At 68.3% G+C, this 24229-nt stretch carries 23 protein-coding genes and 1 pseudogene; 13 read left to right on the forward strand and 11 right to left on the reverse strand.

Features of this window, described 5'->3' with window-relative positions:
- Positions 1 to 2: 2 nt before the first annotated feature.
- The 3 genes from ACI3KY_RS02450 to ACI3KY_RS02460 are packed head-to-tail and all read left to right on the forward strand — an operon-like array spanning position 3 to position 3416.
- Complete coding sequence (locus ACI3KY_RS02450; protein WP_404928624.1) at positions 3 to 1484, forward strand: lipopolysaccharide biosynthesis protein; 1482 nt, start codon at positions 3 to 5, stop codon at positions 1482 to 1484.
- Entirely contained in the window at positions 1477 to 2265 is a 789-nt protein-coding gene (locus tag ACI3KY_RS02455; RefSeq protein WP_404928625.1) for a polysaccharide pyruvyl transferase family protein, read from the forward strand. Before ACI3KY_RS02450 ends, ACI3KY_RS02455 begins: the two co-directional genes overlap by 8 nt.
- 38 nt (positions 2266 to 2303) lie before the next feature.
- Positions 2304 to 3416 carry a hypothetical protein gene (locus tag ACI3KY_RS02460; protein ID WP_404928626.1) on the forward strand — a complete coding sequence of 371 codons (1113 nt, stop codon included), beginning with the start codon at positions 2304 to 2306 and terminating at the stop codon, positions 3414 to 3416.
- On the opposite strand, the gene ACI3KY_RS02465 is transcribed toward ACI3KY_RS02460, so the two are convergent.
- From ACI3KY_RS02465 to ACI3KY_RS02480, 4 genes and pseudogenes are all read right to left on the reverse strand, one after another.
- Positions 3385 to 4386: a glycosyltransferase gene (locus tag ACI3KY_RS02465; RefSeq protein ID WP_404928627.1), complete on the reverse strand. Its 1002-nt coding sequence runs from the start codon at positions 4384 to 4386 to the stop codon at positions 3385 to 3387. The genes ACI3KY_RS02460 and ACI3KY_RS02465 overlap by 32 nt on opposite strands.
- Complete coding sequence (locus ACI3KY_RS02470; protein WP_404928628.1) at positions 4289 to 5689, reverse strand: O-antigen ligase family protein; 1401 nt, start codon at positions 5687 to 5689, stop codon at positions 4289 to 4291. Before ACI3KY_RS02470 ends, ACI3KY_RS02465 begins: the two co-directional genes overlap by 98 nt.
- A 22-nt stretch (positions 5690 to 5711) precedes the next feature.
- Entirely contained in the window at positions 5712 to 6164 is a 453-nt protein-coding gene (locus ACI3KY_RS02475; protein WP_404928678.1) for a hypothetical protein, read from the reverse strand.
- A gap of 222 nt (positions 6165 to 6386) precedes the next feature.
- A pseudogene (locus ACI3KY_RS02480) lies at positions 6387 to 6854 on the reverse strand (glycosyltransferase); the annotation flags it as partial.
- Between the two features lie 88 nt (positions 6855 to 6942).
- Here ACI3KY_RS02480 and ACI3KY_RS02485 point away from each other — a divergent pair.
- The 3 genes from ACI3KY_RS02485 to ACI3KY_RS02495 all read left to right on the forward strand — a co-directional run bounded on the left by ACI3KY_RS02485 (position 6943) and on the right by ACI3KY_RS02495 (position 10516).
- Complete coding sequence (locus ACI3KY_RS02485) at positions 6943 to 8253, forward strand: UDP-glucose dehydrogenase family protein (protein WP_404928630.1); 1311 nt, start codon at positions 6943 to 6945, stop codon at positions 8251 to 8253.
- Positions 8254 to 8492: 239 nt separating this feature from the next.
- Complete coding sequence (gmd, locus tag ACI3KY_RS02490) at positions 8493 to 9536, forward strand: GDP-mannose 4,6-dehydratase (RefSeq protein WP_404928631.1); 1044 nt, start codon at positions 8493 to 8495, stop codon at positions 9534 to 9536.
- Positions 9533 to 10516, forward strand: coding sequence for a GDP-L-fucose synthase family protein (locus ACI3KY_RS02495; protein WP_404928632.1), 984 nt, complete (start codon positions 9533 to 9535; stop codon positions 10514 to 10516). The genes gmd and ACI3KY_RS02495 overlap by 4 nt, the downstream gene beginning before the upstream one ends.
- 64 nt (positions 10517 to 10580) lie before the next feature.
- On the opposite strand, the gene ACI3KY_RS02500 is transcribed toward ACI3KY_RS02495, so the two are convergent.
- Complete coding sequence (locus ACI3KY_RS02500) at positions 10581 to 11375, reverse strand: hypothetical protein (RefSeq protein ID WP_404928633.1); 795 nt, start codon at positions 11373 to 11375, stop codon at positions 10581 to 10583.
- On the reverse strand, positions 11372 to 12397 hold the full coding sequence (locus tag ACI3KY_RS02505) for a hypothetical protein (protein ID WP_404928634.1): 1026 nt from the start codon (positions 12395 to 12397) through the stop codon (positions 11372 to 11374). The genes ACI3KY_RS02500 and ACI3KY_RS02505 overlap by 4 nt, the downstream gene beginning before the upstream one ends.
- Before the next feature lie 528 nt (positions 12398 to 12925).
- Between ACI3KY_RS02505 and ACI3KY_RS02510 the strand changes: the two genes are divergently transcribed.
- Complete coding sequence (locus ACI3KY_RS02510) at positions 12926 to 13285, forward strand: HNH endonuclease signature motif containing protein (protein ID WP_404928635.1); 360 nt, start codon at positions 12926 to 12928, stop codon at positions 13283 to 13285.
- Between the two features lie 207 nt (positions 13286 to 13492).
- On the opposite strand, the gene ACI3KY_RS02515 is transcribed toward ACI3KY_RS02510, so the two are convergent.
- Complete coding sequence (locus ACI3KY_RS02515; RefSeq protein ID WP_404928636.1) at positions 13493 to 13951, reverse strand: VanZ family protein; 459 nt, start codon at positions 13949 to 13951, stop codon at positions 13493 to 13495.
- Positions 13951 to 14097: a hypothetical protein gene (locus tag ACI3KY_RS02520; RefSeq protein ID WP_404928637.1), complete on the reverse strand. Its 147-nt coding sequence runs from the start codon at positions 14095 to 14097 to the stop codon at positions 13951 to 13953. The genes ACI3KY_RS02515 and ACI3KY_RS02520 overlap by 1 nt, the downstream gene beginning before the upstream one ends.
- Before the next feature lie 117 nt (positions 14098 to 14214).
- Between ACI3KY_RS02520 and ACI3KY_RS02525 the strand changes: the two genes are divergently transcribed.
- From ACI3KY_RS02525 to ACI3KY_RS02535, 3 genes are read left to right on the forward strand one after another with little or no spacing between them, the layout of a single operon-like run.
- On the forward strand, positions 14215 to 16005 hold the full coding sequence (locus tag ACI3KY_RS02525; protein WP_404928638.1) for a DUF4012 domain-containing protein: 1791 nt from the start codon (positions 14215 to 14217) through the stop codon (positions 16003 to 16005).
- Between the two features lie 10 nt (positions 16006 to 16015).
- Entirely contained in the window at positions 16016 to 16585 is a 570-nt protein-coding gene (locus ACI3KY_RS02530) for an LPXTG cell wall anchor domain-containing protein (protein WP_404928640.1), read from the forward strand.
- Between the two features lie 23 nt (positions 16586 to 16608).
- Positions 16609 to 17436 (forward strand): hypothetical protein, encoded by an 828-nt coding sequence (locus tag ACI3KY_RS02535; protein WP_404928642.1) that lies wholly within the window; start codon positions 16609 to 16611, stop codon positions 17434 to 17436.
- Between the two features lie 13 nt (positions 17437 to 17449).
- Here the strand turns inward: ACI3KY_RS02535 and ACI3KY_RS02540 are convergent, their stop codons facing one another.
- Positions 17450 to 19327 (reverse strand): DUF4012 domain-containing protein, encoded by a 1878-nt coding sequence (locus ACI3KY_RS02540; RefSeq protein ID WP_404928643.1) that lies wholly within the window; start codon positions 19325 to 19327, stop codon positions 17450 to 17452.
- A gap of 57 nt (positions 19328 to 19384) precedes the next feature.
- Positions 19385 to 20104, reverse strand: a complete 720-nt coding sequence (locus ACI3KY_RS02545) for an endonuclease/exonuclease/phosphatase family protein (protein ID WP_404928644.1) — start codon at positions 20102 to 20104, stop codon at positions 19385 to 19387.
- A 156-nt stretch (positions 20105 to 20260) separates the two neighbouring features.
- Here ACI3KY_RS02545 and ACI3KY_RS02550 point away from each other — a divergent pair, with 156 nt between their 5' ends.
- From ACI3KY_RS02550 to ACI3KY_RS02560, 3 genes are all read left to right on the forward strand, one after another.
- Complete coding sequence (locus ACI3KY_RS02550; protein WP_404928645.1) at positions 20261 to 20650, forward strand: hypothetical protein; 390 nt, start codon at positions 20261 to 20263, stop codon at positions 20648 to 20650.
- Positions 20651 to 20689: 39 nt separating this feature from the next.
- Positions 20690 to 21688, forward strand: coding sequence for a glycoside hydrolase family 6 protein (locus tag ACI3KY_RS02555; RefSeq protein ID WP_404928646.1), 999 nt, complete (start codon positions 20690 to 20692; stop codon positions 21686 to 21688).
- Positions 21689 to 21809: 121 nt separating this feature from the next.
- On the forward strand, positions 21810 to 22679 hold the full coding sequence (locus ACI3KY_RS02560; protein WP_404928647.1) for a response regulator transcription factor: 870 nt from the start codon (positions 21810 to 21812) through the stop codon (positions 22677 to 22679).
- 111 nt (positions 22680 to 22790) lie between these two features.
- On the opposite strand, the gene ACI3KY_RS02565 is transcribed toward ACI3KY_RS02560, so the two are convergent.
- Positions 22791 to 24215, reverse strand: a complete 1425-nt coding sequence (locus ACI3KY_RS02565; protein WP_404928649.1) for a glycosyltransferase family 2 protein — start codon at positions 24213 to 24215, stop codon at positions 22791 to 22793.
- Between the last annotated feature and the right edge of the window lie 14 nt (positions 24216 to 24229).

Here is a 24229-nt window from a genome sequence, read left to right on the forward strand (position 1 = left end):
ACGTGACGACAGATGACGGCCTCGGACGCAAGTTCCTGGGCTCCGCGGGCTGGGTGCTGATCGAGCAGTGGTCGACGAAGGTCGTCTCCCTGCTCCTCTTCGCCGTTCTCGCGCGCCTTCTGCCGCCTTCTGATTTCGGCCTGGTTGCGTTGGCGACCTCGATCATCGCCATCCTCCAGGTGTTCGTGAACTCGGGATTCTCCAAAGCACTCATTCAGAAGCGCGTCCTCGAGCCCAAGGATGCGACCACCGCCTTCTGGACCTCCCTGGCGCTCGCCGCCATCGTGTACGGACTTCTCGTCGTTTCAGCTCCTCTGCTCGCGCAGTTGTTCGGGCAACCCGAACTGAGGCTGGTGCTCGTGGCACTCGGAGCGATCATTCCGCTCGCTGCGCTGTCCCGTGTCCCCGCGGCTCTTCTCGCAAGGGAGTTCGCGTTCCGCACCCTCTCAGTCCGCACCATGTTGTCGACGCTGATCGGAGCCGCGATCGCGCTGCCGCTCGCACTGGGTGGATTCGGGGTTTGGTCCCTGGTCGCACAGGCCGTGGCTGAGAGCGCGATGGCGGTGGTCGTGCTGTGGTCATCGACCTCGTGGCGACCGGCTTTCGCCTTCTCCATCGAGTCGCTGCGATCTCTGTGGAAGACGGGCATGAGCCTGCTCGGAATCGAACTCCTCGACGCCATCCAGGCGCAAGTGGACAAGCTCGTGGTCGGTGCGCTGTTCTCTGTCTCGGAGCTCGGCATCTACTCCCTCGCCCAGCGACTCGGCGTCATGCTCCAGGAACTGGTCAGCTCCGTGATCAGCCGCGTCTCGCTCACGACCTTCTCTCGGACGCAAGATGACCTGGAGCGGGTAAGCAGGATCTTCCGCCAGCTGACGTTCGCGACGGCAGCATTGAGCTTCCCGGTGTTCGCACTCGTGGCCGTCCTCGCTCCTCAGATCGTTCCGTTCCTCTTCGGACCAGGCTGGGATGCCGCCATCCCGCTCATCTGGATCATGGCCGGCGGCTGGGCGTTCGCGGCGGTGGCGATGTTCGACCGGTCGGCACTGGTGGGCACCAACCACGCAGATGTCGCGTTGTGGCTCGCCCTCCTGCAGAACGCAATCTCCATCGGACTGGTCTTCGCCTTCGCACCGCTTGGCGTCCTGGGTATCGCGTTCTCACGGTTTGCTCGGATAGTGACGTGGCCGATCAGACTGTACGCACTGCACCGTTACATTCGCCTGCCCGCCTGGCGTTACCTCTGGCAGGTCCTCAAGTGCGTGATCGCCGTCCTACCGGCTGTGGTTGCGATAGCTATCCTCCAAACGACTCCCTGGGCAGCGGTCGACGGCGCCTTCTGGCTCTTCGCCGTCCCGCTTGGCGTGCTCGGGATGTCGAGCAGCTTGGCCACCTGCTATCTGATAGCGGATCCGGAGAACCGTCGCGCGGTGCGCGTTCAGATCTTTCAAGTGTTCAAGAGACGAGGAGAAAGCAGTGCCTGAGATCGTGCATTGGAACCCTAAGCGGTGGGGCCGACTCGGCTCGGGGCCGGTGACACGCTGGATCCCTGCGCGAAAAGGATTCGACAACTTCGGCGACCTCTTGGGACCGATCATCGTACGACGCCTCCACTCGCGCCACGGGCTCGGCAAGCCCCGCGGGCGGACACCCCGCCTGCTTGCGGTCGGGTCGATCATGCGATTGGCTGCATCGGGGGACGTCGTGTGGGGCGCGGGAGTCAACGGCAAGACGGTAGACACTGCTGAGTTTCCTCTCGTCGACGTCCGTGCGGTGCGAGGACCTCGAACCGCCGCTGTACTGCGTTCGTTCGGCAACGATGTGCCGAACGTGTTCGGTGATCCCGCGCTGCTCCTGCCACACCTGTGGACTGATGAGGAGCTCGGCATTCGCCGCAAGACCGGCGGCACCGTGCTGATGCCGAATTACAACGATCTGAAGTCTTGGCCGGATGAAGCGATCGACCCGCGGGGAAATCCGATCGAACGGGTCCGCCTTCTCGCATCGGCCGAGCGGGTGATCGCCAGTTCACTGCATGCGATCGCGATCGCGGAGGCGTACGGCGTACCCGCCGTGCTCGTCGCCTCCTCCAAGGAGAAGCCGTTCAAATATCTCGACTATTACGAGGGCACGGGGCGAGAGGCGCCCTCGGCATCCGACAGCTGGCAGCACGCCTTGGATGCCCCACCTGCCCCACCGATCACCGACTGGGACCACGGCGCGTTGTTGGCCGCCTTCCCTACCGATCTCTGGCATGTCCGGTGACCGCTGCTGCTTCCGCCCGTCACAGGGTTGAACCCACGGTGTACGCCTGGATCACGGGCGAGCGAACGAACATCGGCGACTCTTTGCTGCGGCGGCCCTATGTGGCCGCCATCCGGCAGATCGGCGCGCTGGACCTGTGGATCAACCGCAGCACACCCGACTTTCTGAGCGGCCTCGGCGTGGAGCCCAGTGACCGACTGACACCCGGGTTCGCACGCTGGTACGGAGGGGTGATCCGTAGCGCGCTGCGACGCAAGACGTTCTTGGTTCTCAACGCCGGCGAGTTCCGGGCTCACCCGGCACGCGTTGGATTGCTGTGCGCACTCCTGGCCTTGTCGCTCATGGTCCGCATTCGTGGCGGCGCAACCGTCTGGGTCGGCGTATCCGTTCCTCCCTCAGGGAACCGGCTGCTCCGCATCCCGGTCCGCTGGGCGGGACAGCACCTGGAGTATGTGCGCTGGCGCGACGTCGAGTCGCCCCGATGGATCGTGGATCGCCCGGTCGCGCCCGACTGGGCGTTCGCGGAGGGAAGCCCCATCCAGTTGTGGCCCTCAGGCGGCCGCGAGCTCTGCGCCTTCGTCCTGCGTGGCGACAGAGACCTGCCGTCTGCCGAATGGATCGAGTGGGCCCGAACCCTCAGCGCGGATCACGGCCTCCGCCCTGTCGTGGTGGTGCAGGTTCGACAGGATGCCGACCGCGCCGCCCGACTTGCCGCCGCACTCGGCGGAGAGGTCATCGACTGGAGGGAGGACTCCTCACATGCCGAGCATGAGTCCCGCATCCGCGAGATCTACCGTCGAAGTCTGCTCGTGGTCGGAGACCGGCTGCACGGCCTGATCATCGGAGCGACGGAAGGTTCCGTGCCACTCGGATGGGTCGAGTCCTCCGGGGGGAAGATCCGGCGCCATTTCGATGCCGTCGGGCTTGACTTCGCCGGCGTATTCGAGGGGGCGGACGCGACAGACCTACCGCGGCTCGAGCCCGAGCGCACGACTGCGTTCTCCAGGGAGGTACGGGACGCCGTGGCACGTGCGCGTGCCGAACTCGCTGTCGTCCGGGCGGAGCTTGCACAGCTGAGGGGCGAGCCTCGGGCCGTGGCAGCGGTCTCAGAGGACTCGATCAGCCCGTTGTCCGGGCCCGCGCCTGTCTGAACGCCGCCGAGTAGAGCTTCCCCACACGCTCCCAGTCGCGATCGGTCAGAGCAGGCCGAGCAGCGCGGCCGCCCCCGCGGACGATCGCGAGGGCAGCGGAGATGTCGTCGGCATCGATCACACCGGTGAAAGTGATGACCCAACCGGGACCGACTTCCTCCGCGAGCATGCGCGTCGACGGAGTATCGGGGACGAGCACCGGGCGATCCAGAGACAGGGCGACCAGCAGGATGCCGGAGTTGTGCAGATCGCGATAGGGAAGGCACACGAGCTCCGCCTGCGTGATCTCCCTGACGAATTCGTCGTCGGGCACGAAGTCCAGGCGCGATGAGATGCGAGGGTCCGCGTCGGCCGCGACGGTAATGGACTCTCGCAGCTCGGGGGTGGGTTTGCCGACGATCCTCAGGGTGCACTCGGTATCGGCAGCCGACTCGAATGCGGCGATCAGCTGCTCGACCCCCTTGTACGGCCGGATCAGACCGGCATACAGCAGCCTGCCCGGGGTCAACGGCTGCTTCTGATGCGAGGCAAACCGATCGCGATAGTGCCCGTGGGGTATGTACAAGCTTCCTTCCGGCGCCTCATCCGTCGAGTTGATGACGACGAACAGATCCGTGGCCGCGTCAAGGCGGCGAAGGGAACGTGCAACCGCACGGCGCGGCGCCTCGTGCGGGCGCGGATTGTGGAGTGTGCGCACAATGGCAGTGCGGCGTCGCGCGAGGGTTCGAACCCAGACATCGAACGCGAAGCACTTGACGGACTCGATCAACGGCCATCGATGACGGACGATCATCTCTGGCCAGTGGAAATGCACGACATCGTAATCACGTGCGAGCAGGTTCCCCACCGAGATGTAGGAGAACGCCACATCGTCATCGGCGAAGGCGACGACTTGATCTATGTAGCGAGTTGTCCCGTCTGGCGGGTTCACGACCTCGAGCACTCGCAGGGCCGACGGGTTCGAGGTCATGTTCCTCCTCGTATGGGCGGTCTTTCACTTCGGCGCCTCCCGCGTCCGCCGCGTTTCGCTGCGCGGATAGCAGGTACCCGATCGCGAAGAAGAGGATCACCAGGTACTGCTCGCGCAGCAGACCCCACCCCGTCGACGCGATCAGGACGATACCCGGAACAGACGCCAACAACGCGACCGCATACGAACGGGCAGGATTTCGTCGACCGAGTCGACGAAGACTCACCACCACCGCCCCGATCAGCGGCGCGGCAATCAATATGGCGGAGACCAGCCCCAGTTCGGCGAGGGCAAGGACGAACGCTGAGTGGACGGGAAGCCCGCCTGCGGCGAGGGGATCGTACTGCCCCACGACTCCCAGATAGTTGTTGGGCCCTACGCCCAGCCACAGCGATTGGGAGATCTGGTGCCACGCAGTCTCCATCAGTATCGGACGCGAGCCCCCGTCCGGGTCGTACTCGTTCCGGAGGATGAGCACGTCGAGAATCGGGAGGGCGACAACGATTCCGACGACGGGAACCAACAAGCGCTTGGCGAGGCTGATTCCCGGCCCCAGCAGCAGCCACAGGACAACCAGAACGACGACGGCAGCCATGTTCGCTCGACTGAAGCTCAGACCGGTCAACAAGGCACTGACGGCGATCGTGACGACCGCCCAACGCCGCGCCACTCTGTCCGTCGAGCGGGTTATCGGCAGCAGGATCATGATCAGGACGAACATGATCTTCCCGAGATTGCCCGAATGCCCCGCGATCCCGCTTGCTCGCGTGATGTCGACATCCCCTGCATCGACGCTGCCGACGGCGCGCAGGCCGAGGAGTTGCATCCCGACGGCCACACCATGCCATCCGACAATCACGCCGATCGTGACAGCGATGAGCCTTTCGCGCGGCTTCCCATCCCGCAGCGAGGAGGCTGCGACGGCACCGCCCACGCCCCACGCCAACACCGCGCTCCCCCACTGGATGAATCCGCTCACCACGTGAGGCGACGTGAGTCCGCGACCCAGCATGAGCACGAGCACCGAGACGAGGAACAACAAGAACCAGGGCGAGATGCTCCGCAAAGTCAATCGGGGCATGGAGAGCAGTCCGCCCAGCAACGCCAAGTGATAGGTGACGAGCGTCACGCCCGCCGTCGCGGTGGCAGTCAGCGCACCCGAGTGTCCCACGGTCACCAGGTCAACCGTGGCGAGCGAGCATCCCGCGAGCATCGCCAGCGTCGTCGCGACAGCGCCCCCCTTGAAGTGCCAGACGATGAGGAAGGCGATCACAGCGGCTGCTACGACGGCGATGGACATCATGGCCGCACCCGCTCCCGCTCGCTCATCCGCCCGCCGGGGTGACGACTTCGCGTGTCATGAGCCGTTCAAGGCCACGGCGAGGCACGATGCCGGCAAGTCCGAGGACGCTGGGGCCGATGGCGGGCACGCGGCGGCGCTGCGCAATCCTGCGCAGAACTGCGGATACCCCGCGCCCCGACCGCGCCGTGAGCGCGTATCGCAGCGTCTGTCCGACGACGAAATCGACGTACACGGCGTCGTCGTCGAGGCTCTCGTCCGCCCAGGCGAGTGATGCCTGCCAGTCCGTGCCCGCAGAAATCGAATTCGATGAGCCTGTCTGGATGTGCGCCACGACAGACGGGCACTGCACGAACTCGACGTCGCCCTCTCTGCCCAGCCGGATCAGCCAGTCCCAGTCCTGATGCCGCTTCAGATCCTCGCGCCAGGGGACGCTGAGGGCCAGATCCCGATCGCACAGCAAGGTCGACGTGTACATCGCGGCCCTCCCGATGGAAGGCCGGCGCCGACGGAAGAGGTACTCGCCGATCGACTCGGAAGGGCTGATGAGTGCGGTGGGCCCTGGCTCCGATCCTGAGGAGGCGCCCGGAGCGACATGGACGTGGCGACCTGCGACCACAGTGCGCTCGGGCCTAGTCGCGGCGCTGATCGCGTCGAGCTGATCTCGCAGCTTCGTATCGGTCCACTCATCGTCGTCGTCGAGGAACGCGACGTAGCGACCGCTGCTGGCGTCCACGCCGCGATTGCGGGCGTGACCGCCACCACGCCGACCACCGGTCCAGACGAGCACATCAGCGTCGACGGCCGCAGCGTTTGCTGCGTCGGGGCCATCGTTCACGACCACGACTTCTACCTCGACGCCGACGTCTGATCGTTGGTCTCGCGCGCTGCGCACGGCGCGCGCGAGCTCGGGCCTACCGGTCGTAGGAATCACAACCGAGACTCTCACGGGCGCGGTGGGCTGTGCGAACATCCGGTCTCCGTCGTAGCTCTGTCTCGAATCCTGTGCCTGGCACCGAGCGTGCGATTCGCCCTCGTGGGCGGCGGACCGGACCGGCTCGTGCCACTCAGGCTCGCCATCGGTCCTCCCAGCACAGTAGCGTCTTGCAGCCGCACCGTGGACAAGAACGTCGGCGCGTGACGATGGCGCCTGTGCTCCAACGCCCATGATACGAACGACTAGAGCCCGTCATCTTCTGGTCACGGCCCTCTGATAGGAATGACAAGTTCCCTCTCGCCCCACGAAACGGAGAACCATGCGCCTGTCTGTCATCGGCTGCGGATACCTGGGGGCCGTGCATGCGGCGGCGATGGCCTCGATCGGTCACGACGTCGTCGGAATCGACGTCGACCAGAGGAAGGTCGAGGCCCTCTCGCGAGGCGAGGCGCCGTTCTTCGAGCCTGACCTGCAGGAGCTCCTGACGGCCGGAGTCGAGTCGGGACGACTGAAGTTCACGACCGACATGGCCGAGGCGGCCGGCGCGAAGGTGCATTTCATCGGCGTCGGCACGCCGCAGCAGAAGGACGGCTACGCCGCCGACCTCACGTACGTGAACGCCGCAGTCGATGGGTTGCTGCCGTTCCTCTCTCCCGGTGACGTCGTCGCGGGCAAGTCGACGGTGCCGGTCGGGACTTCGGCCGACCTTGCGCCGCGCATCGAGGCGACCGGCGCCACCCTGGTCTGGAACCCCGAGTTCCTGCGCGAGGGCTGGGCCGTCAAAGACACCATCGACCCGGATCGCCTCGTCGTGGGCGTGGACGCCGGCGACGAGGGCGAGCGGGCCGCGGACGTCCTGCGAGAGGTCTACCATCCGGCCGTCGCCAAGGAGACGCCGTTCATCGTCACCGACCGCGCCACCGCCGAGCTCGTCAAGGTCGCCGCCAACGCGTTCCTCGCCACGAAGATCTCGTTCATCAACGCGATGGCCGAGATCGCCGAGGTCACCGGCGCCGACGTCACCCAGCTCGCCGACGCCATCGGACACGACGTGCGCATCGGCCGCCGCTTCCTCGGCGCCGGCATCGGCTTCGGCGGCGGATGCCTCCCCAAAGACATCCGGGCATTCTCCGCCCGCGCCGAAGAGCTCGGCCGCGGCGAATCCGTCGCCTTCCTCCGCGAAGTCGACGCGATCAACCTCCGCCGCCGCGATCGTGCGGTCGATCTCATCATCAACGCGTTCGGCGGCTCCGTGTTCAAGAAGAACGTCACCCTGCTCGGCGCCGCCTTCAAGCCCTACAGCGACGACATCCGCGACTCCCCCGCACTCGACGTCGCCATCCGCCTGCACGGCCTCGGCGCCTGGGTCACCATCACCGACCCCGCCGCCATCGAGAACGCACAGCGCCTGCACCCCCAGCTGAACTACGTCGCTGACCGCGACGAAGCCCTTCGCGAGGCCGACGCCATCGTGCTCGTCACCGAATGGGACGAGTACCGCCGCGATCTCACCCCTGAACACGCCTCCACCCTCACCTCGGGCCGCGTCGTCATCGACGGACGCAACGGATGGGATGCCGCAGCCTGGCGCGCCGCCGGATGGACCTACTACGGCATGGGCCGCCCATAACGCCTCGGCTTGGCGGCGACCGCCGCGCAAGAAGCTGGACCTCGGCGGCGGTCGTCGCCGAGACCGCCTGACGAGAGGCCTATTCTCGCCGCGCGGACTGCGGTATCGTCGCACTGTTCTCGACGGTGTGACAGCTCCCGACAGGTTCACCCGAGCCTGGCTGCCGGCGTCGCGGAATCCGTGACTTGTGCGGAGACGGCCGTACGGCCTCCGCGAGTCGCTGGGGGACGGAGTACGACGTGAAGCGTGCACTCATCACCGGTATCACCGGGCAGGACGGCTCTTACCTCGCCGAGCTGCTGCTCGGAAAGGGCTACGAAGTCCACGGCCTCATACGCCGTGCGTCGACGTTCAACACGCATCGCATCGACCATCTCTACGTCGATCCACACGACCCGAGCGCAAGGCTGTTCCTTCACTATGGGGACCTCAGCGACGGGGCGGGCCTGGTGACCCTGCTCATGAAGATCCACCCGAACGAGGTATACAACCTCGCCGCCCAGTCACATGTGCGCGTGTCGTTCGATGAGCCCGTTCATACCGCCGACACGACGGGCATCGGCACGATCCGTCTGCTCGAAGCGGTGCGTCTGTCGGGCATCGACACGAAGTTCTACCAGGCCTCGACTTCGGAGCTCTACGGAGCCACGCCCCCGCCACAGAACGAACGCTCGCCTTTTTATCCGCGCTCACCCTACGCGGCAGCCAAGCTCTACAGCTTCTGGATCACCAAGAACTACCGCGAGGCGTATGACATGTTCGCGGTGAACGGCATCCTCTTCAATCACGAGTCCCCGCGCCGCGGCGAGACCTTCGTCACGCGCAAGATCACCCGCGCGGTCGCCCGGATCAAGGCGGGCGAGCAGGAGGACCTCTACCTCGGCAATCTGGACTCCACCCGAGACTGGGGGTATGCGGCGGAGTACGTCGAAGGGATGTGGCGGATGCTGCAGGTCGACGAGCCTGAGGACTTCGTGCTCGCCACCGGCATCGGCTACACGATCCGGGACTTCCTGGCGGCGGCATTCGGGCACGTCGGCCTGGACTGGCAGGAATTCGTCAAGTTCGACGAGCGCTACCTGCGTCCGACCGAAGTGGACGCACTCATCGGCGACCCCTCGAAGGCCCACGAGAAGCTCGGCTGGAAGACGTCTCTCGACGGGATGGCAGTCGCCGAGCTGATGGTCGACGCCGACGTGGAGGCACTGGACAAGCGTCCGGAGTGGATCGACTCCGTCAACCTGGTCTCGTGGACATCCGAACCATCACTGGTCGGCAAGTGACGACCGCGACCGACCCTCGGCAGTATGTCCCGGCACAGCTCGACCGGGACGCCACCTTCTACGTGGCCGGCCATCGCGGGCTCGTGGGCTCGGCCATCGTCCGAAAGCTGAAGGCCGAGGGCTTCACCGAGGTGGTCGGCAAGACGTCCACGGAACTCGACCTGAAGAATCGTGACGCGGTCTTCGCCTACATGTCAGACATCAGGCCGCGATACCTCGTGCTCGCCGCCGCGAAGGTCGGCGGCATCCTGGCGAACAGCACCTACCCGGTCGACTTCCTCAGCGACAACCTCCGCATCCAGTCGAACGTGCTCGACGCGGCACTGGCGAACGACGTCGAACGGGTCGCCTTCCTCGGGTCGTCGTGCATCTACCCGAAGTTCGCCGAGCAGCCGATCCGCGAGGACGCGTTGCTCACCGGTCACCTGGAGCCGACCAACGACGCGTACGCGATCGCGAAGATCGCCGGCATCCTGAACATCCAGGCTGTGCGTCGCCAGTACGGGCTGCCGTGGATCTCTGCGATGCCGACGAACCTGTACGGGCCGAACGACAACTTCTCCCCGAACGGCTCGCACGTGCTGCCCGCGCTGATCCGCCGCTATGACGAGGCCGCGAAGTCCGGTGCGGCTTCGGTGACGAACTGGGGCACCGGAACGCCGCGTCGCGAGTTCCTGCATGCGGATGACATGGCGGATGCTGTGCTGCACCTCCTCGAGCACTACGACGGGCCTGAGCAGGTCAACGTCGGCACCGGCTCGGACCTCACCATCCGCGAGATCGCCGACACGATCGCCGGCGTGGTCGGGTTCGAAGGCGAGACGAAGTGGGACACCACCAAGCCCGACGGAACCCCGCAGAAGCTGCTCGACGTCTCGAAACTCGCACACGCCGGCTGGACATCCAGGATCAGCCTCGCAGAAGGCCTGGACCGCACCGTCGCCTGGTACCGCGACCACATCGACAGCATTCGCGGATAGCCGGGCGGCCCACGGCCACGCCGTCCTCTTCCGGTCCCCGTCGACACGGGGCGACTGTACGGCGTCACGCGGTGAAGGGCCGGGCGAGCTGAATCGTCTGCTGAGGATCGATGATCCTCAACACAGCCGTCTGCGTCATCGTCCGATTCACGAACGGAGCCGCGTAGACGAACCAGGCTTCGTAGCTGGCGCGATTGGGCGGCGAGGCCCACGCCTGCTCGAGCTCGCGCGTGAGCACGCCCTGCACCCGCCCGCCGATGGAGAACTCGCGGGCAAACTGCGCATCCATCGACGCAGAGATGATGAGCCTACGGGGGCCATCGCTCACAGTCTCGCGAACGATGACGGGATCGGGAACGAACAGGCCTCGCACGATCGTCTCCGAATGGCAGGAGTCGACGATGATGGTGGCCGTCAGATCGCGGCGCGCGGCGCGCCAGAACGGCACCCACCAGTCGTCGATGAGAGGCAGGTCGGCGAGAGCGAACAATTCGTCCAGGCGGTCGGGTTCGTCGGCATCCCAGGTCTGCACCTGGAATCCGTGCCCCACGAGGACGATCACGAGTGCGGAACAGGTGCAGGGCAGATCGGGACGCACATGCCTCTCGAGCTCGGCGGTGACATTCGCCAGGGTCGCGTCTTCCGTTCCCTCGAGGCGCGAGATGACGGCATCCGGTGCCTCGTCCACGATCATCCGGGTGTAGGTGTCGAGGTCCTCGTGGACGCCCGCCAGCGTCGCGAATCTGTAGTCGCTGTCGAGGAACGGCTCGGATGCGGCGACGAAAGTGGCGAGCTGGTCCGACCACCGCACCGGCGCCGGTTCGGCGACGCCGATCAGCACCGCGTGCACCTCGCTCATCGCTCGTCGTCGCCGGTCTGTTCCGGCTCTTCGGTCTGGGTCGTCGCTGCAGGATCGGGAACGAGCTGATCGACGGTGAGCGCCGAAAGTCCGAGCACGATGAGCAGCACGCCGATGACGAAGGCGGCGATGGTGCCGCGCACCTTGCTCAAAGCCGCGGCGAGCTTCTCGACATCGGCGATGCTCATTCCCAGCCCACCGCCGGCGCCCCGAGAGCCGCCTTCGGCGAGAGCGACGCGAGCCCGCTGTCGGCCTCTCGCCTCGAGCAGCGCCATCCAGACCCCCGCCAGGATCGCGATGACGCCCACCGCCAAAGCAATCGTGCTGGCTGCGGCGACGACCCTGTCGGTGATGTCGGTCGCCTCGTCGGCGAGACCTCCCATCGGCAGGATCCACAGGAGCATCCAGGCCGCGAGTCCGGCGAACAGGTACGCGAGCCCGCGGAAGACGGCACCCGTGCGCCGGGCGAAGTCGGCGTCGTACTCGCCCACGGCGACTTCGGCGGGCCCCGCGACGCCTCCCGCGCCGTTTCCGGGAGGTGCCGGGGACGGCGCGATGATCGTGATCCTCATCGCCGGGGACATGACCGCATCCGCTCCCTCGCCGGCGGTCGCGTACACATCGTTGGCGGGTTGGGTCGCGAAGGTGACGTTGGCGACCCATTCGGTCGCTGTCGCTGCGCGCTGCGCATTCACGAAGGTCGCTTCGATCGGTGCGCTGCCCGCTTTCAGGGTGGGTGCCGTGATCGCGACCGTCGAGGTGACGGTGAACCGCACCGCCACGCCCGGCGCCACTGCCGTCAACGGAAGGGGTGCCGTCACCGCCGGCTTCGGCGGAACGACGGCCGACAGCGTCAGCGTCGGCTTGACGGGCGTCGGCGCGGGAGCCGGAGCCGGGGCCGGCGCGGGAGCCGGTGCAGGGGCGGAGTCGGATGCCGCTGCAGGCGCGACATCGGGCGGAGATGCCGCGGACGCCGTCGCCCCGTCATCCTCGCTGATCACCGCGGTCGGCGCGGATGCCACCTCGGCAGGCTTCGACGCCGCCGGAGCCGTCGACGGGGAATTCTCCGCGTCCCCTGCGCTCCCACTCATGGGCGCGTCGTCGGCAGCCTCTGCTGGTCGCGCATCTCCACCTTCGGGTTCCGCGTCCGCCAGCGCCGATTCTGACGCCGCCGTCGTCGGCACGTCGTCGTGCTTGTTGTCCATGATCTCGCCCCCGGTCGAAGTCGGCGCGACGAACCGTCGCACCGTGCGATGGACCCCAACGATTGCGGTACCCCTTGGCAATCGATGCCCGGATGGTAGCGCGCCCGATTCCGGTGCACAAGGGCATCGTCTGGCACGTGCCCTGGCCGTGCGGGCCCCGCTGCGCAGCTGCGCCGCCTCCACGCCGAAGAGGCTGCTCTCCGCGCGCGCAAGCTGCGTGTCCTGGCCGACGCGTTCGCCCTGACCGGCGTCACGAGCGCCGGCGCCGAGCTCGACGGCATCGCACCCGTCGACCCGACCACCGCACGGCGCCTCGCCGGCGACGCGCCGAGCTGGGACCGTGTGATGACCGATCCGGTGACCGGCATGGTCCTCGCGGTGGACCGCTACCACCCTTCCGCCGCGCAGCAGCGGTACCTCAAGGCCCGGGATCCGCACTGCCGCTTCCCCGGATGCCGAAGGCCGGCGCGACTGTGCGATGACGACCACACGCACGACCACGCCCGAGGCGGTCCGACCGACATCCGCAACCTCGCCTGCCTCTGCAAGCGACATCACACGCTGAAACATGCGACCGACTGGACGGTGCGCCAGCTCGCCGGGGGCACCCTCGAGTGGACCAGTCCCGCCGGCCGACCGTACCTCGATCACGCTCAGCGGCGCGTCGTCTTCGTGCCGGGCGACGAGGCCGTCGCACCATTCTGAAGCCAGAGCCAGAGCCGGAGCCAGAGCCGGAGTCAGAGCTAGAGCCAGAGCCCCCTGCCCGCACGATCGCGCTGGTGCTCGGTCTCTTCTCGGGCACCAGCCTGTGGTCCGTGATCGGCGGGTCGCCGCTGTCGCTGATCGGACTGATCCTGCTGAGCACCCGCGACGCCCGCAGCTGCTTCGGGAGCTGACCCGCGCGTCTGGTCGCTACCGCGTCGCGCGTCGTGTCGCCAGCTGCACGATGGCCAGGCCGAGGGCCGCGCCGACCACGTTCGCGACGATGTCACGCAGACTCGGCGTGCGTTCGGCGAGGAACAGCGCCTGCCCCGACTCGATCACCAGGGTCGTGGCGAGCGCCAAGGGCACCACGAGGCCCCGCTGGAGAGGCAGCGCGAGGGCCAGCAGAACTCCCAACGGCACGAACAGCAGGACGTTTGCGGTCGTCTCGATCACGTCGTAGGTCAGCCAGGGCATGGCCTTCGAGATCGTACGCAGCAAACCAGACGCACCCTGGTCGACGGGTACGGGCCAGAACGCGATCAGGGTCAGCATCACGGCATAGACGACGAGCAGACGGATGCCGCGCCTCTGGCTACGTCTGACATGCACCGCTGCGACGGCCGCGGTCGTCGGAGCGGCCGGTGCGAGCGTGGGCGCATCGGTCATCAGCCCGCCACCAACCAGAGCGCTCCCACGGCCACGAGAAACACCGCCGCCAGGCAGATGACCCACATCGGTGCGCCACCGTACTCCCGCAGCAGCCACGGCTCGTGTCCGACGTCGTACCGCCGCCGTCGTTTCGACCGTGCCATCGCGCCCCCCTATCCCGGCCCCACCATACGCTCGGCACGTTGCGGGCGGTCGACGGGGACGTTTCGCAACGGGTCTCACGCTGAGGATCGCCGGGAGCCGCATCGTATGGTGGATCGGTGACCGACTCGCCTCTGCCCCGATCTGCGCGCATCGGCGGCACCGTCTTCGCCGTCGTCCTCGGCGTGGTGCTGCTGGTCGCGATCCTCGGCGCCGCGTGGATCGGCATCCGTGGTGCACTGGCCTACAGCCACCTGCGCGACGCGCAGCAGACCGCCGTCGCCGTTCGCGACAGCCTCGCCGACCCCGCCGCCGCAAGCGACGCGATCACCTCGCTCGCCGCCGACACCGGCGCGGCCCACGCGCTCACCTCCGACCCGGTATGGAGCCTCGCCGAAGGCGTCCCGTGGGTCGGCCCCCAACTCGCCGCCGTCGCCACCGTCGCCGAATCCCTCGACGGCGTGGCGAGCACCGCGCTGCGCCCGCTCTCCGAGGTCGCAGCCTCCTTCCGGGTCGACGCACTCCGGCCGCAGGGCGGTCGCCTCGACCTCGCTCCGCTGCAGCAGATCAGCGGCGCCGCGCAGACCGCCACCGACGGGGTCGGCGCGGCTGCGGCATCCGTCTCGGCGATCGACCGCACCGCGCTGGTCGCCCCCGTCCGCACCGCCGTCGACGAGGTCGATGGGCTCCTGACCGAGGCCGGGACCGCCACCGACGCGCTCGCCCGCGCCACGCAGCTCCTCCCCTCGATGCTGGGCGCCGACGGACCCCGCGACTACCTCGTGCTCTTCCAGAACAACGCCGAATGGCGCTCGCTGGCCGGCATCCCCGGTGCGATGGCGCTCATCCACACCGACGGAGGGGCGCTGAGCCTGGCGGCGCAGGAATCGTCGAGCGACTACGACCGCTACGACGACGCCGTGCTGCCCCTCGACGACGAGATCACCGCCATCTACGGCGATCGTCCCGCGCGGTTCATCCAGAACGTGACCCAGGTGCCCGACTTCACGGTCAGCGCCACCCTCGCGCGCGAGATGTGGGCCCGTGAGCACGGCGGGCAGCAGGTCGACGGCGTCATGGCCCTCGACCCCGTCGCACTGTCGTACCTCCTCCAGGCCACCGGCCCGATCACCCTGCCCACCGGCGACGTGCTCGCTCCCGACACCGCCGTGCCGCTGCTCCTCAACGAGGTGTACGCCCGCTACCCGCGACCGGCCGACCAGGACGACTTCTTCGCCGTGGCCGCCGCCTCGGTGTTCGCGAAACTGTCGGGCGGCGACGTCGACCCGGCCGCGCTGGTGGCCGCGCTCACCCGGGCCGGTGACGAGGACCGCCTGCTGCTGTGGAGTGCGCACGAGGAGGAGCAGCGTCTGCTGGCCGGCACCACACTCGCCGGCGGCTTGCCCGAGTCGGACGACGACGCCGCGCGCTTCGGCGTGTACGTCAACGACGGCACCGGCTCGAAGATGGACTTCTATCAGAGCGCTTCGGCCACCCTCGCCTGGGACGGCTGCACCCTCGACTCCGCGGGCCAGGCGACGGGCGACGCCGTCCTCACCGTCACAATCGGCAACACCGCTCCGGCCGACGCCGCCGGCCTTCCGTCCTACATCACCGGCAACGGCGCCTTCGGTGTGCCGGCCGGAATCACCCGGACGATCGGCTATCTGTACCTGCCCCAAGGTTTCGAGCTGATCGACGCGACGATGTCGGACGGCTCGGGATTCGGCGGCGGAACGCACGACGGACGCCGCGTCCTCAGCTTCGCCATCGACCTCCCGCCCGGCCAGACGGCGACGGCCACGGTCGTCGCGCGGGCCGCGGCACCGGTCGCCTCGACGCTCGAAGCCGCCATGACCCCCACGCTGACTCCGCCGGCCGCGGTTGCCGCAGTGTGCGGGGGTTCGTAGACTGCACTCGATGCCCCACATCGCCAGCACACCTATGCCCCGGTTCCTCCCCCGAGCCGCCCTCGTTGCGACGCTCGCACTCGGAGCCGCGATCGCGGTGCCTGCGGCGGCGAGCGCGTCGACCATCTATCCGCCCTCCGGCTCATGCACCACCACGCCGGCGACGGCGCAGGCGGGCGGCACCATCGTCTTCGCATGTGAGGCGGAGACATTCGCGTCCGACGAGACCGTGACCATCACCGTCACCGGTGAGAACGGCGCCGAGGCGAGCATCGGCATGGTGCGCTTCGCGATCAGCACGGCCAGCGACACGACGACCTCCGCCGAGGACGGCTCGATCGCCCCCATCGACATCACCCTCCCGTCCAACGCCACGGGAACGTACAACATCGCAGCCGTATCCTCGACCTCCGCGGGCGGCACCGCAGCCGTCACCATCACGGGCGCCGACGGACTGCCCGCCACCGGTCTCGACCAGGGCCAGACCATCGGCCTCTGGATCGGCGGCGGCGCGCTCCTGCTCGCCGGCGCCGCGCTGGCGGTCGTCGCCGCCGTGCGCCGCTCACGCGACTCGCGCTGACCAGCGGCTCAAGCTGACCCGCCGTGTCGACCTCGCTCGAGCGCACCTACCGGTACCTGCGGATCGGCATCGCCGGCACCGTCATCGCGATCTTCGTCGCGATCGCACAGGCGGCGACCACCTACGGCTGGCTCACGTCGGTGAGCGACTACTTCTACACGCCCGCCCGCGACGTGTTCGTCGGGTCACTGATCGCGGTATCCCTCGCGCTCTTCGCGTTGTCGGGTCGCGGCGCCGAGCGTGCGCTCCTGGACGCCGCCGCGCTGTTCGCACCCCTCATCGCCCTCGTGCCGACGACGCTGTCACCGGATGCCGTGCCCGGCGTCCCCGTCGACTGCACGCAGCGCTGCTTCCCGCCGCAGTACGAACCGGATGCCGCGAACGGCGTCGCCGTGTACCTCGTGCTGGGGGCGCTCGTGCTCCTGGTGGCCCTCGTGCTCGCCGCCCTCGGTCAGGTCTCGCTCGCCGCCGTGTGGCCGTCGCTGCTGATCGCCGTGGTCGTCCTCGCCGTCACGGGACTCACCTGGGTGTTCGCGCGCGACGCGTTCCTGCAGCAGGCGCACTTCGTCGCCACGACGGCCTTCTTCGCGCTCTTCGCGGCGACCGCGGTGCGCAACGCGTTCCCCCGCCGGGGCCCGCAGCCGACGCCGGCGTTCCGCGTGCTCTACACGATCATCGCCGTGGGTCTCGTGCTCACCCTGATCGCGTACGTCATCCTGCTGCCGCAGGCGGACGGCTCCGGCATCCCGATCGTCCTCATCGTCGAGGGGATCGCCCTCGCGCTGTTCTTCTCGTTCTGGGTCGTGCAGGGCATCGAGAAGTGGGCGGAGCCCGACCCGACGCTCCTCTGACCGCTCCGGGACGTCAGCCGGCCGCCGGGAAGAGCGCTGCGCAGCTTGGATCGATCGTGACGCTGGTCGCGGTCGCCGTAGGGGTGTGGCGCAATCGCAGCGGAGCGAGGTCGCCAGGCGGCAACGCGACGGTGAAGGCGGTGGTCACGGTCTCCCCCTTGCCGACGAACACCGTCTTGCTGACTGCGGTGTTCCCCTTCTCGACGCCGCTGCGTTCCCACCGCGCGACGTCCCCCACCGCAGGTACGGTGTCCGTGATGTGAGCTCCGGGAGGCGCGAAGAACAGCACGTCGAGCATCATCGTGGTACGCGGCAGGCCGAATCGCCCGTTGCGGAGCCCCAGCGTGTAGTTGCTTCGGATGTTGTCGCCGATGCCGTTGGCCAGCGTCATCGTTGTCGTGATCGTCCGCGCCGCGGCGTCGCACGTCGCGATGATCGACGTCGTCAGGTGGTACTCGAGCTTGCCGACGGAGGAGTCGTTCAGGTAGATCCCCACCTGCGTCTGCGTCGTGGTGTCGCTGGCCAACGCGCCGTCCACACCGAGCTCGACGGCGAGCGCCTGCGCCTCCGGGTCGACGAACGCGAGGTTGACCCGCTGCTCTGCGGCGCCCTTCTTCAGCGCCTCGAGCATCTGCAGCGGGTCCCATGTCGAGGTGGTGAGGTGTGCGAACACCTGCTTCGCGGCATCCGCGAAGAACTGGTCGGAGTCGCGGCCCTCGGGATACCGCTCGTACGCGTCACGCAGCAGCACCGAGACGGCGTTGTCGGCGGTCAGCTGTTCTCCCGTGCCCAGCGTCACGGGTCCGGCGACGGCGAGCATGTACGAGAGCACGACGGGGTCGATCGAGACGACACCGTCGAACGTCGCGCCGGTGGTGTGGGTCCAGAGGGCCTGGAACAGCTGCGCCGTCGTCGGGAAATCGGGCGTGAAGGTGTAATCCTGCGAATGCTTCGCCAACGTGGCCAGATACAGACCGCTCGTCTCGGCGGGCAGCGCCACGTACACGTCATCCTGCGTTCCGGCGTCGTAGAACGTCTGCGAGCTCGCCTGGTCCACGTACCCGAGCTTGCCGTCGGTGAGCGTCACGATCATGCTCGCCGCCGGGTTCCCGCCCGTGGCACGGATCTCGGCGTTGTTCTGGAAGATCAGGAGATAGGTCTTGGTTCCCCCCGAACCGGCCATGTCGAGAAGCGTCGGCAAGTACGTCTCGGCCACGCCGAGCGCGGGTGTCGCGAGGTCGATGAAGCTGACGATGTCGGAGATCGAGTCGCTCACCTCGGGAAGCAGGGTCGCCGTGTCGATCGGCGCGACGATGGCCTGCGCGTCCGCGAACGCTGCGGCGATCTCGGGGATCGAGCTCTGCACCTGCCGGAACGGCTCGAGGTCGATCCCGCCGCCGTCGAGCGTGAGGTCGTCGAAGTCGGTGGCCGACAGGAACTGCAGACCCGGCGCCAGGGCGCGCTCGACGAGGACGTCGACCGCATGCGTCACGCGCCGCACCGCATCCACGTTCTGCCCGATGAACGGCACCCGGGAGGCGAGATCCCACAGCGGGCCGTCCACGGTCCGCACGGCGAGCGTGACGTTCGCCTGGATCTCGTCGGTCGCCGCGAGAAGCTGGGCCTCGTCGGCATCTCCGAGATCGTCGCGCAGCGCCTCGATCCCCACCGCAGCCCGCTCGACCGCGGCACGGGCACGCTGGGCCTCCGACCAGAACTGCATCGCGAAGGCGCCGACGGTGACGCCGCCCACCAGCACGGTGAGCAGCGCGACCACGATCCACGGCCACGCGCGTCGGCGGCGCGCCTGCACAGGCGTCGCCTCATCGTCGACAGCGGCCCCAGTTTGCGCACCCTCGGGTTCGGAGCGCGTGACGATCCCCCTCGCCACGCACCCTATGGTACTCTTCGCGCCTCCGCCTGTCAGAGGTGGAGCGAGAAGGACGAGCTAGGCGGCGCCGGTCTCCGCTTCGGCGATCTCGACGACGCGCTTCACGCCCGGGGCGGGGTGGGCCGTCACCAGGATGGGCAGGTGGTCGCTGAGGCCCTGCGGGAGGGTCCGCACCCGGTCGATCTCGAAGCCGACCGACGTCGCGAAGTCGTAGTGGCCGCGGAAGAATCGGTAGCGCGTGTACGTTCGCGAATCGCTGAGGTTGAGCTCGTACCCCTGCTCGCGGATGTGCTGGCCGAGCCGCTCCTTGAACACCGGGTAGTTGTAGTCGCCGACCATGAGCGCCGGCAGCCCCTCTCCGAGCTGCTGCAGCTCACCCAGCGCCGTGCGGATCTGATGGCGCCGCAGCGAGTTCAGCGCCGTGAGCGGAGCGGCATGGAACGAGGCGACGATGACATCGATGTTCTCGTCGATGTCGTGGAGCCTGACCCCCAGCATCCGCTCCTCCGCCGGCTTCAGCACGCGGTCGTGGAGCGACTTCTTGAGCGAGATGGCCCGCACATCGACCGCGCGGAACGTGTTCTCGCGGTAGTAGAGGGCGAGACCCAGTCGGTTGCGCTGCGTCGAGTCGGCCAGCCGCAGGCCCGAGATCTCGTCAGGGATGTCGGTGGTGTCGGCCTCTTGGAGGCACAGGACGTCTGCGCCGTGGCGTTCCACCAGGTGGGCGAGCTCGCCCGCCGCCCGGTGCTTGCGCAGGTTGTACGAGATGACCTTCATGTCGACGCCCAGCCTATGCCGCAGATGTCATCGGAGGGGGGTCTTGCGGAATCACAACGACACCTCACAGGGAACGCCGATCCGTGTCGCCGGCGCGATGTACGAAAACGCCGGCGGGCGCCTCTGGAGTGTTGTCCGAGAACCCAGGAGGACCCCATGGCCGCCGTATCCACTCCCGCCATTCGCGCCGAACTCGCCGGCGCCCTCGACGTCAGCCGCCTCGCGCGCGAAGCCGCTGAGCGCGAACTGCATCGCAGCATCGCGGTGCGTTCGCGTGCGGCCGAGACGCTCGAGCGCACCGCCGAACGGCGCGGGGTCGAAGAGTCCGAGCGAACGCGCCTGCGTGACGACTACGCGGCCGCCGACCGCGCCGTCGCCGAACACCGTGCCGCCCTCGACAAGGCGCGCCAGTTCGAGCGCGCGGCGGCCATCGTCGCCGACGCGTTCGAGACCGAGGCGACATCGCCCAGCCCGCTGGCGGCCGCGCTGCTCGCGCTCGTCGGCTCACGCACCAAGGGGGCGAGGGCGCGCCGCGCAGCGGCCTGACCCCCCGGGGCGGTGCCATGTTCTCGTAGAGTCGCCTTCGTGGCTACCTCGCGACGGACGATCACGATCCTCGTCGCCGCGGGTGTGTTCGTCGTCATCGGCGTCGCCGTCGCCGCGGTCGCCCTCGGCGGGCAGGCTCCCGAGCCGCCGGGGCCGGGAACCCGCGTGGTCGCGTCGGCTCAGTCGAAGGCGACGGATGCCGCGGCCCGCGCGGCAGCGGGAAGCCCCGAGTACGACGCGGCCCACTATCTCAGCGAACAGCCGACCGCGATCTGGCTGACGCCCGAGGGCGACCCCGCCGACGCCGTCGGCGAGCGGATCGCCGACCTGGCGCAGGAGGCGAGCGCGCAGTCCGCCCGCCTCGCGGTCGTCGTCTACGGCCTGCCGGAGCGCGACTGCGGCGGACAGTCCGCCGGCGGTCTGGACGACGATGCGTACGCCGAGTGGACGGCTGCGATCGGCGACGCACTGCGCGCCGCCGCCGACACGTCGCCCCTCGTGATCCTCGAACCCGACAGTCTCGCCCTGGCCCCGGAATGCGGCAACGTCTCGGCCCGGGTCTCGCAGCTGGCGACGGCGGTCGACGCGATCGCGTCCGACAGCACCTGGGTCTACGTGGACGGCGGCCACTCCGACTGGCTGCCGGCCGACGAGATGGCCGGCCTCATCGAGCAGGTCGACCGGGCGTCCGACGACGACGGCCGCGGCATCCGGGGCTTCGCGACGAACGTGTCGAACTTCCAGCCGACCGACGACGAGGTGGCGTATGCCCACGACGTGGCCGTGCGCCTCGACGGGCTGCACGCGGTCATCGACACGTCGCGCAACGGCGCGGGCGCGAACGGCGAATGGTGCAATCCGCCCGGCCGCCTCGTCGGCGAGCCGGGCGGCACCATCGGCGACGATGTCGTCGACACCAACCTGTGGATCAAGCCGCCGGGCGAGAGCGACGGCGAGTGCAACGGCGGTCCGGCCGCCGGTCGGTGGTGGCCCGAGGCGGCGATCGAGCTCACGCGGGACGTCGTCGGATCGGAATGAGCCCGGCGGCTCGCCGCCCGCGTTGTGTAGCATCGGGGTACTGCGCACGCGTCGGGGGCCGCGGCTGGGGTCGGTCATCGGCGCAGGTTCGACCAACCGTCCGAGAGAGGACGCCCGCCGCATGAGCACCCCTGCCGACGAACTCCAGACCGCCGTCATCATCGAGGACGACCCAGAGATCCGGCACGTCCTCGCCGAGGTGCTGGAGTCGTCGGGGTTCTCGACGGTCTCGGTCGGCAACGGCATCGATGGGGTGCGGGCGGTGCTGACCTACAAGCCGGTGCTCACCACGATCGACGTGCATATGCCGGGCATCGACGGGATCGAGGCGGCCAAGCGCATCCGCGCCCAGTCCGACACGTTCATCATCATGCTCACCGGCCTGGCCGACGAGGCCGATGTGATCGCGGGCCTCGGGGCCGGCGCCGACGACTACCTCGTCAAGCCGTTCCGCCCCCGCGAACTGCGGGCGCGCGTCGAGGCGCTCCTGCGCCGTGCCCGCACGGCCACCGAGGCGACCGCGCCCGCGGCCCTGCCGACGCAGGGCAGCGTCGGCCCGTCGTTCCCGAACGCCCGGCCGGCGACGACGTCGATCCCCACGACCCCGGTCGTCGACATGCCCGTCATCGTCGACAGCACGGTTGAACGCCTGGGCGACGGCGAGTGGCTCGCACACCGCGACCTGCGGCTGCACCCCGAGAACCGGATCGCGCTCATCGGCGACGAGGAGCTCGACCTGACGCGCACCGAGTTCGACCTGCTCGCGACCCTGCTCGAATCGAAGCGCCGCGTGCGCAGCAAGGCCGACCTGACGCTGGTGCTGCGGGGCGAGTCCTACGTGACGAGCTACTTCGTGGGGGACGCCGACAAGCGCGCGGTCGAGGCGCACATGACGAATCTGCGGCGCAAGCTCGGTGAGAGCGCAGCGAACCCGCGGTACATCGAGACGGTGCGCGGCGTCGGCTATCGCCTGACCTCAGAGGTGATCTGATCCGGTGAAGGGGCCCGCCTGTCCCCTCAGGCGGGCCCCGTCACTTCCTCCCCCGCGCCGTGCTCCCCAGCCCCGGCGCTCTCCCCAGTTCCGACTCGCTTCGGGTGCGGGTCAGACCTTGTATCCGTGCTGGCGACGGATGAGCTTGAAGAACATCGACAGTGTCTGCAGCACCGTGACGACGCCGACGATCGGCCAGCCGATCCACAGGATGGTCGACTGCACCATCGGGCCGAGCATCGACCAGATGACGGCCATCGCGATGATGACCGCGATCACCACGACGAGCGGCGTCCAGTGGCCGAGGCCCGAACCGCGTTCGGCCTTGGCCTGCATGGCCCAGTTGTCGACCTTCTTGCGCGACAGGAAGCGCGTCCATGACCGGGCGAAGTAGCTGAGCCGCAGCCACATGTACACCTCGGCGGGCACGAGCGTCACAGCGAAGAAGATGTCGCGTGCGGTGCGGTTGCCCATGGTGAGCGCCATGCGGGTGTTCAGTGCGATGGCGACCGCGGGCGCCAGCAGCCACCACGGCGAGAACACGAAGGCGCCGAGCGAGAGCGAGCCGGCCAGCAGCGCCACGAAGGCGACGCGCACGAAGAGGTTCGTGAGCATACCGAAGTTCTCCAGCCAGCGCACGCGCAGGTTCGGGTGGAACGGCTGCCCCTTGGTGTCGCCGCGCTGCCCGGGCCACATGAGCTCGATGGCGCCGTAGGTCCACTTCACCTGCTGCGCGTCGAGCGCGCGGAGCGTGCTCATGCCGCCGACGTCGGCGCGTGCGAAGGGGCTGATCTTGGTCAGGTAGCCGGCGCTCTTGATCTGCAGCGAGAGCAGCGAGTCCTCGACCTCGGAGTCCTTGACCCAGGGCGTGGACTGGTGGTTCTCCTTCATGACGTCACGCAGGGCCTGCGTCGAGAAGATCGAGAACTGGCCGCCCAGCACCGCCATGTTGCGGCCGCGCAGGAGGTTGTGCAGGTTGAAGGCCGCGAACTGCGCGCGCTGACCCGTGATCAGGAACTTCGCGATGCCGCCCTTGATCGGCTTCTCGTCGATCGAGTAGATCGCCGAGATGCCCCCGATGCGGGTGTCGGAAGCCGCCTCGGACTCGAGGTACTCGACCGCCTTCGCGTCGGCGACCGTGTCGCCGTCGACGCCCAGCAGGTAGTCGTAGCCCTCGACCAGCGTGTAGCCGTAGTTGAGCGCGCCGACCTTCTTGTCGGGGTTCTTGCCGATGTCGTGGACGAACACCTCGGTGAACTGCTCGCCGAGCTCGGTGACGATCTCGTGGGGTCCCGCGAACTCCGAGGCGATGCTGACGGTGCGGTCGGACGTGTTGTTGACGACGACGTGGATCACGTCGGGCACGCGGGTCTGGCTCAGCAGCGACGCGATCACCTGGGCGATCGACTCCTCCTCGTTGTACGCCGGAATGACGCAGCCGATGGTCGAGCGATGCACCGAGGTGTCGTCGAGCACCGCCTCGAAGTCGTCGGCGAAGCCGTGGGCCGAGACGCTGAGCGGGACCAGTTGTGTCACGTTCGTCGCTTTCA

Source organism: Microbacterium sp. ZW T2_14 (assembly GCF_044987405.1).
In the GTDB taxonomy this organism is placed as follows: Bacteria; Actinomycetota; Actinomycetes; order Actinomycetales; family Microbacteriaceae; genus Microbacterium.

Bases quoted from the DNA above. Each gene is read 5' to 3' on its own strand.
- ACI3KY_RS02465 (WP_404928627.1), bottom strand. From the start codon at position 4,386: ATGACCTCGAACCCGTCGGCCCTGCGAGTGCTCGAGGTCGTGAACCCG.
- ACI3KY_RS02470 (WP_404928628.1), bottom strand. From the start codon at position 5,689: ATGATGTCCATCGCCGTCGTAGCAGCCGCTGTGATCGCCTTCCTCATC.
- ACI3KY_RS02475 (WP_404928678.1), bottom strand. From the start codon at position 6,164: ATGTACACGTCGACCTTGCTGTGCGATCGGGATCTGGCCCTCAGCGTC.
- ACI3KY_RS02485 (WP_404928630.1), top strand. From the start codon at position 6,943: ATGCGCCTGTCTGTCATCGGCTGCGGATACCTGGGGGCCGTGCATGCG.
- ACI3KY_RS02500 (WP_404928633.1), bottom strand. From the start codon at position 11,375: ATGAGCGAGGTGCACGCGGTGCTGATCGGCGTCGCCGAACCGGCGCCG.
- ACI3KY_RS02510 (WP_404928635.1), top strand. From the start codon at position 12,926: ATGACCGATCCGGTGACCGGCATGGTCCTCGCGGTGGACCGCTACCAC.
- ACI3KY_RS02515 (WP_404928636.1), bottom strand. From the start codon at position 13,951: ATGACCGATGCGCCCACGCTCGCACCGGCCGCTCCGACGACCGCGGCC.
- ACI3KY_RS02520 (WP_404928637.1), bottom strand. From the start codon at position 14,097: ATGGCACGGTCGAAACGACGGCGGCGGTACGACGTCGGACACGAGCCG.
- ACI3KY_RS02530 (WP_404928640.1), top strand. From the start codon at position 16,016: ATGCCCCACATCGCCAGCACACCTATGCCCCGGTTCCTCCCCCGAGCC.
- ACI3KY_RS02545 (WP_404928644.1), bottom strand. From the start codon at position 20,104: ATGAAGGTCATCTCGTACAACCTGCGCAAGCACCGGGCGGCGGGCGAG.
- ACI3KY_RS02550 (WP_404928645.1), top strand. From the start codon at position 20,261: ATGGCCGCCGTATCCACTCCCGCCATTCGCGCCGAACTCGCCGGCGCC.
- ACI3KY_RS02560 (WP_404928647.1), top strand. From the start codon at position 21,810: ATGAGCACCCCTGCCGACGAACTCCAGACCGCCGTCATCATCGAGGAC.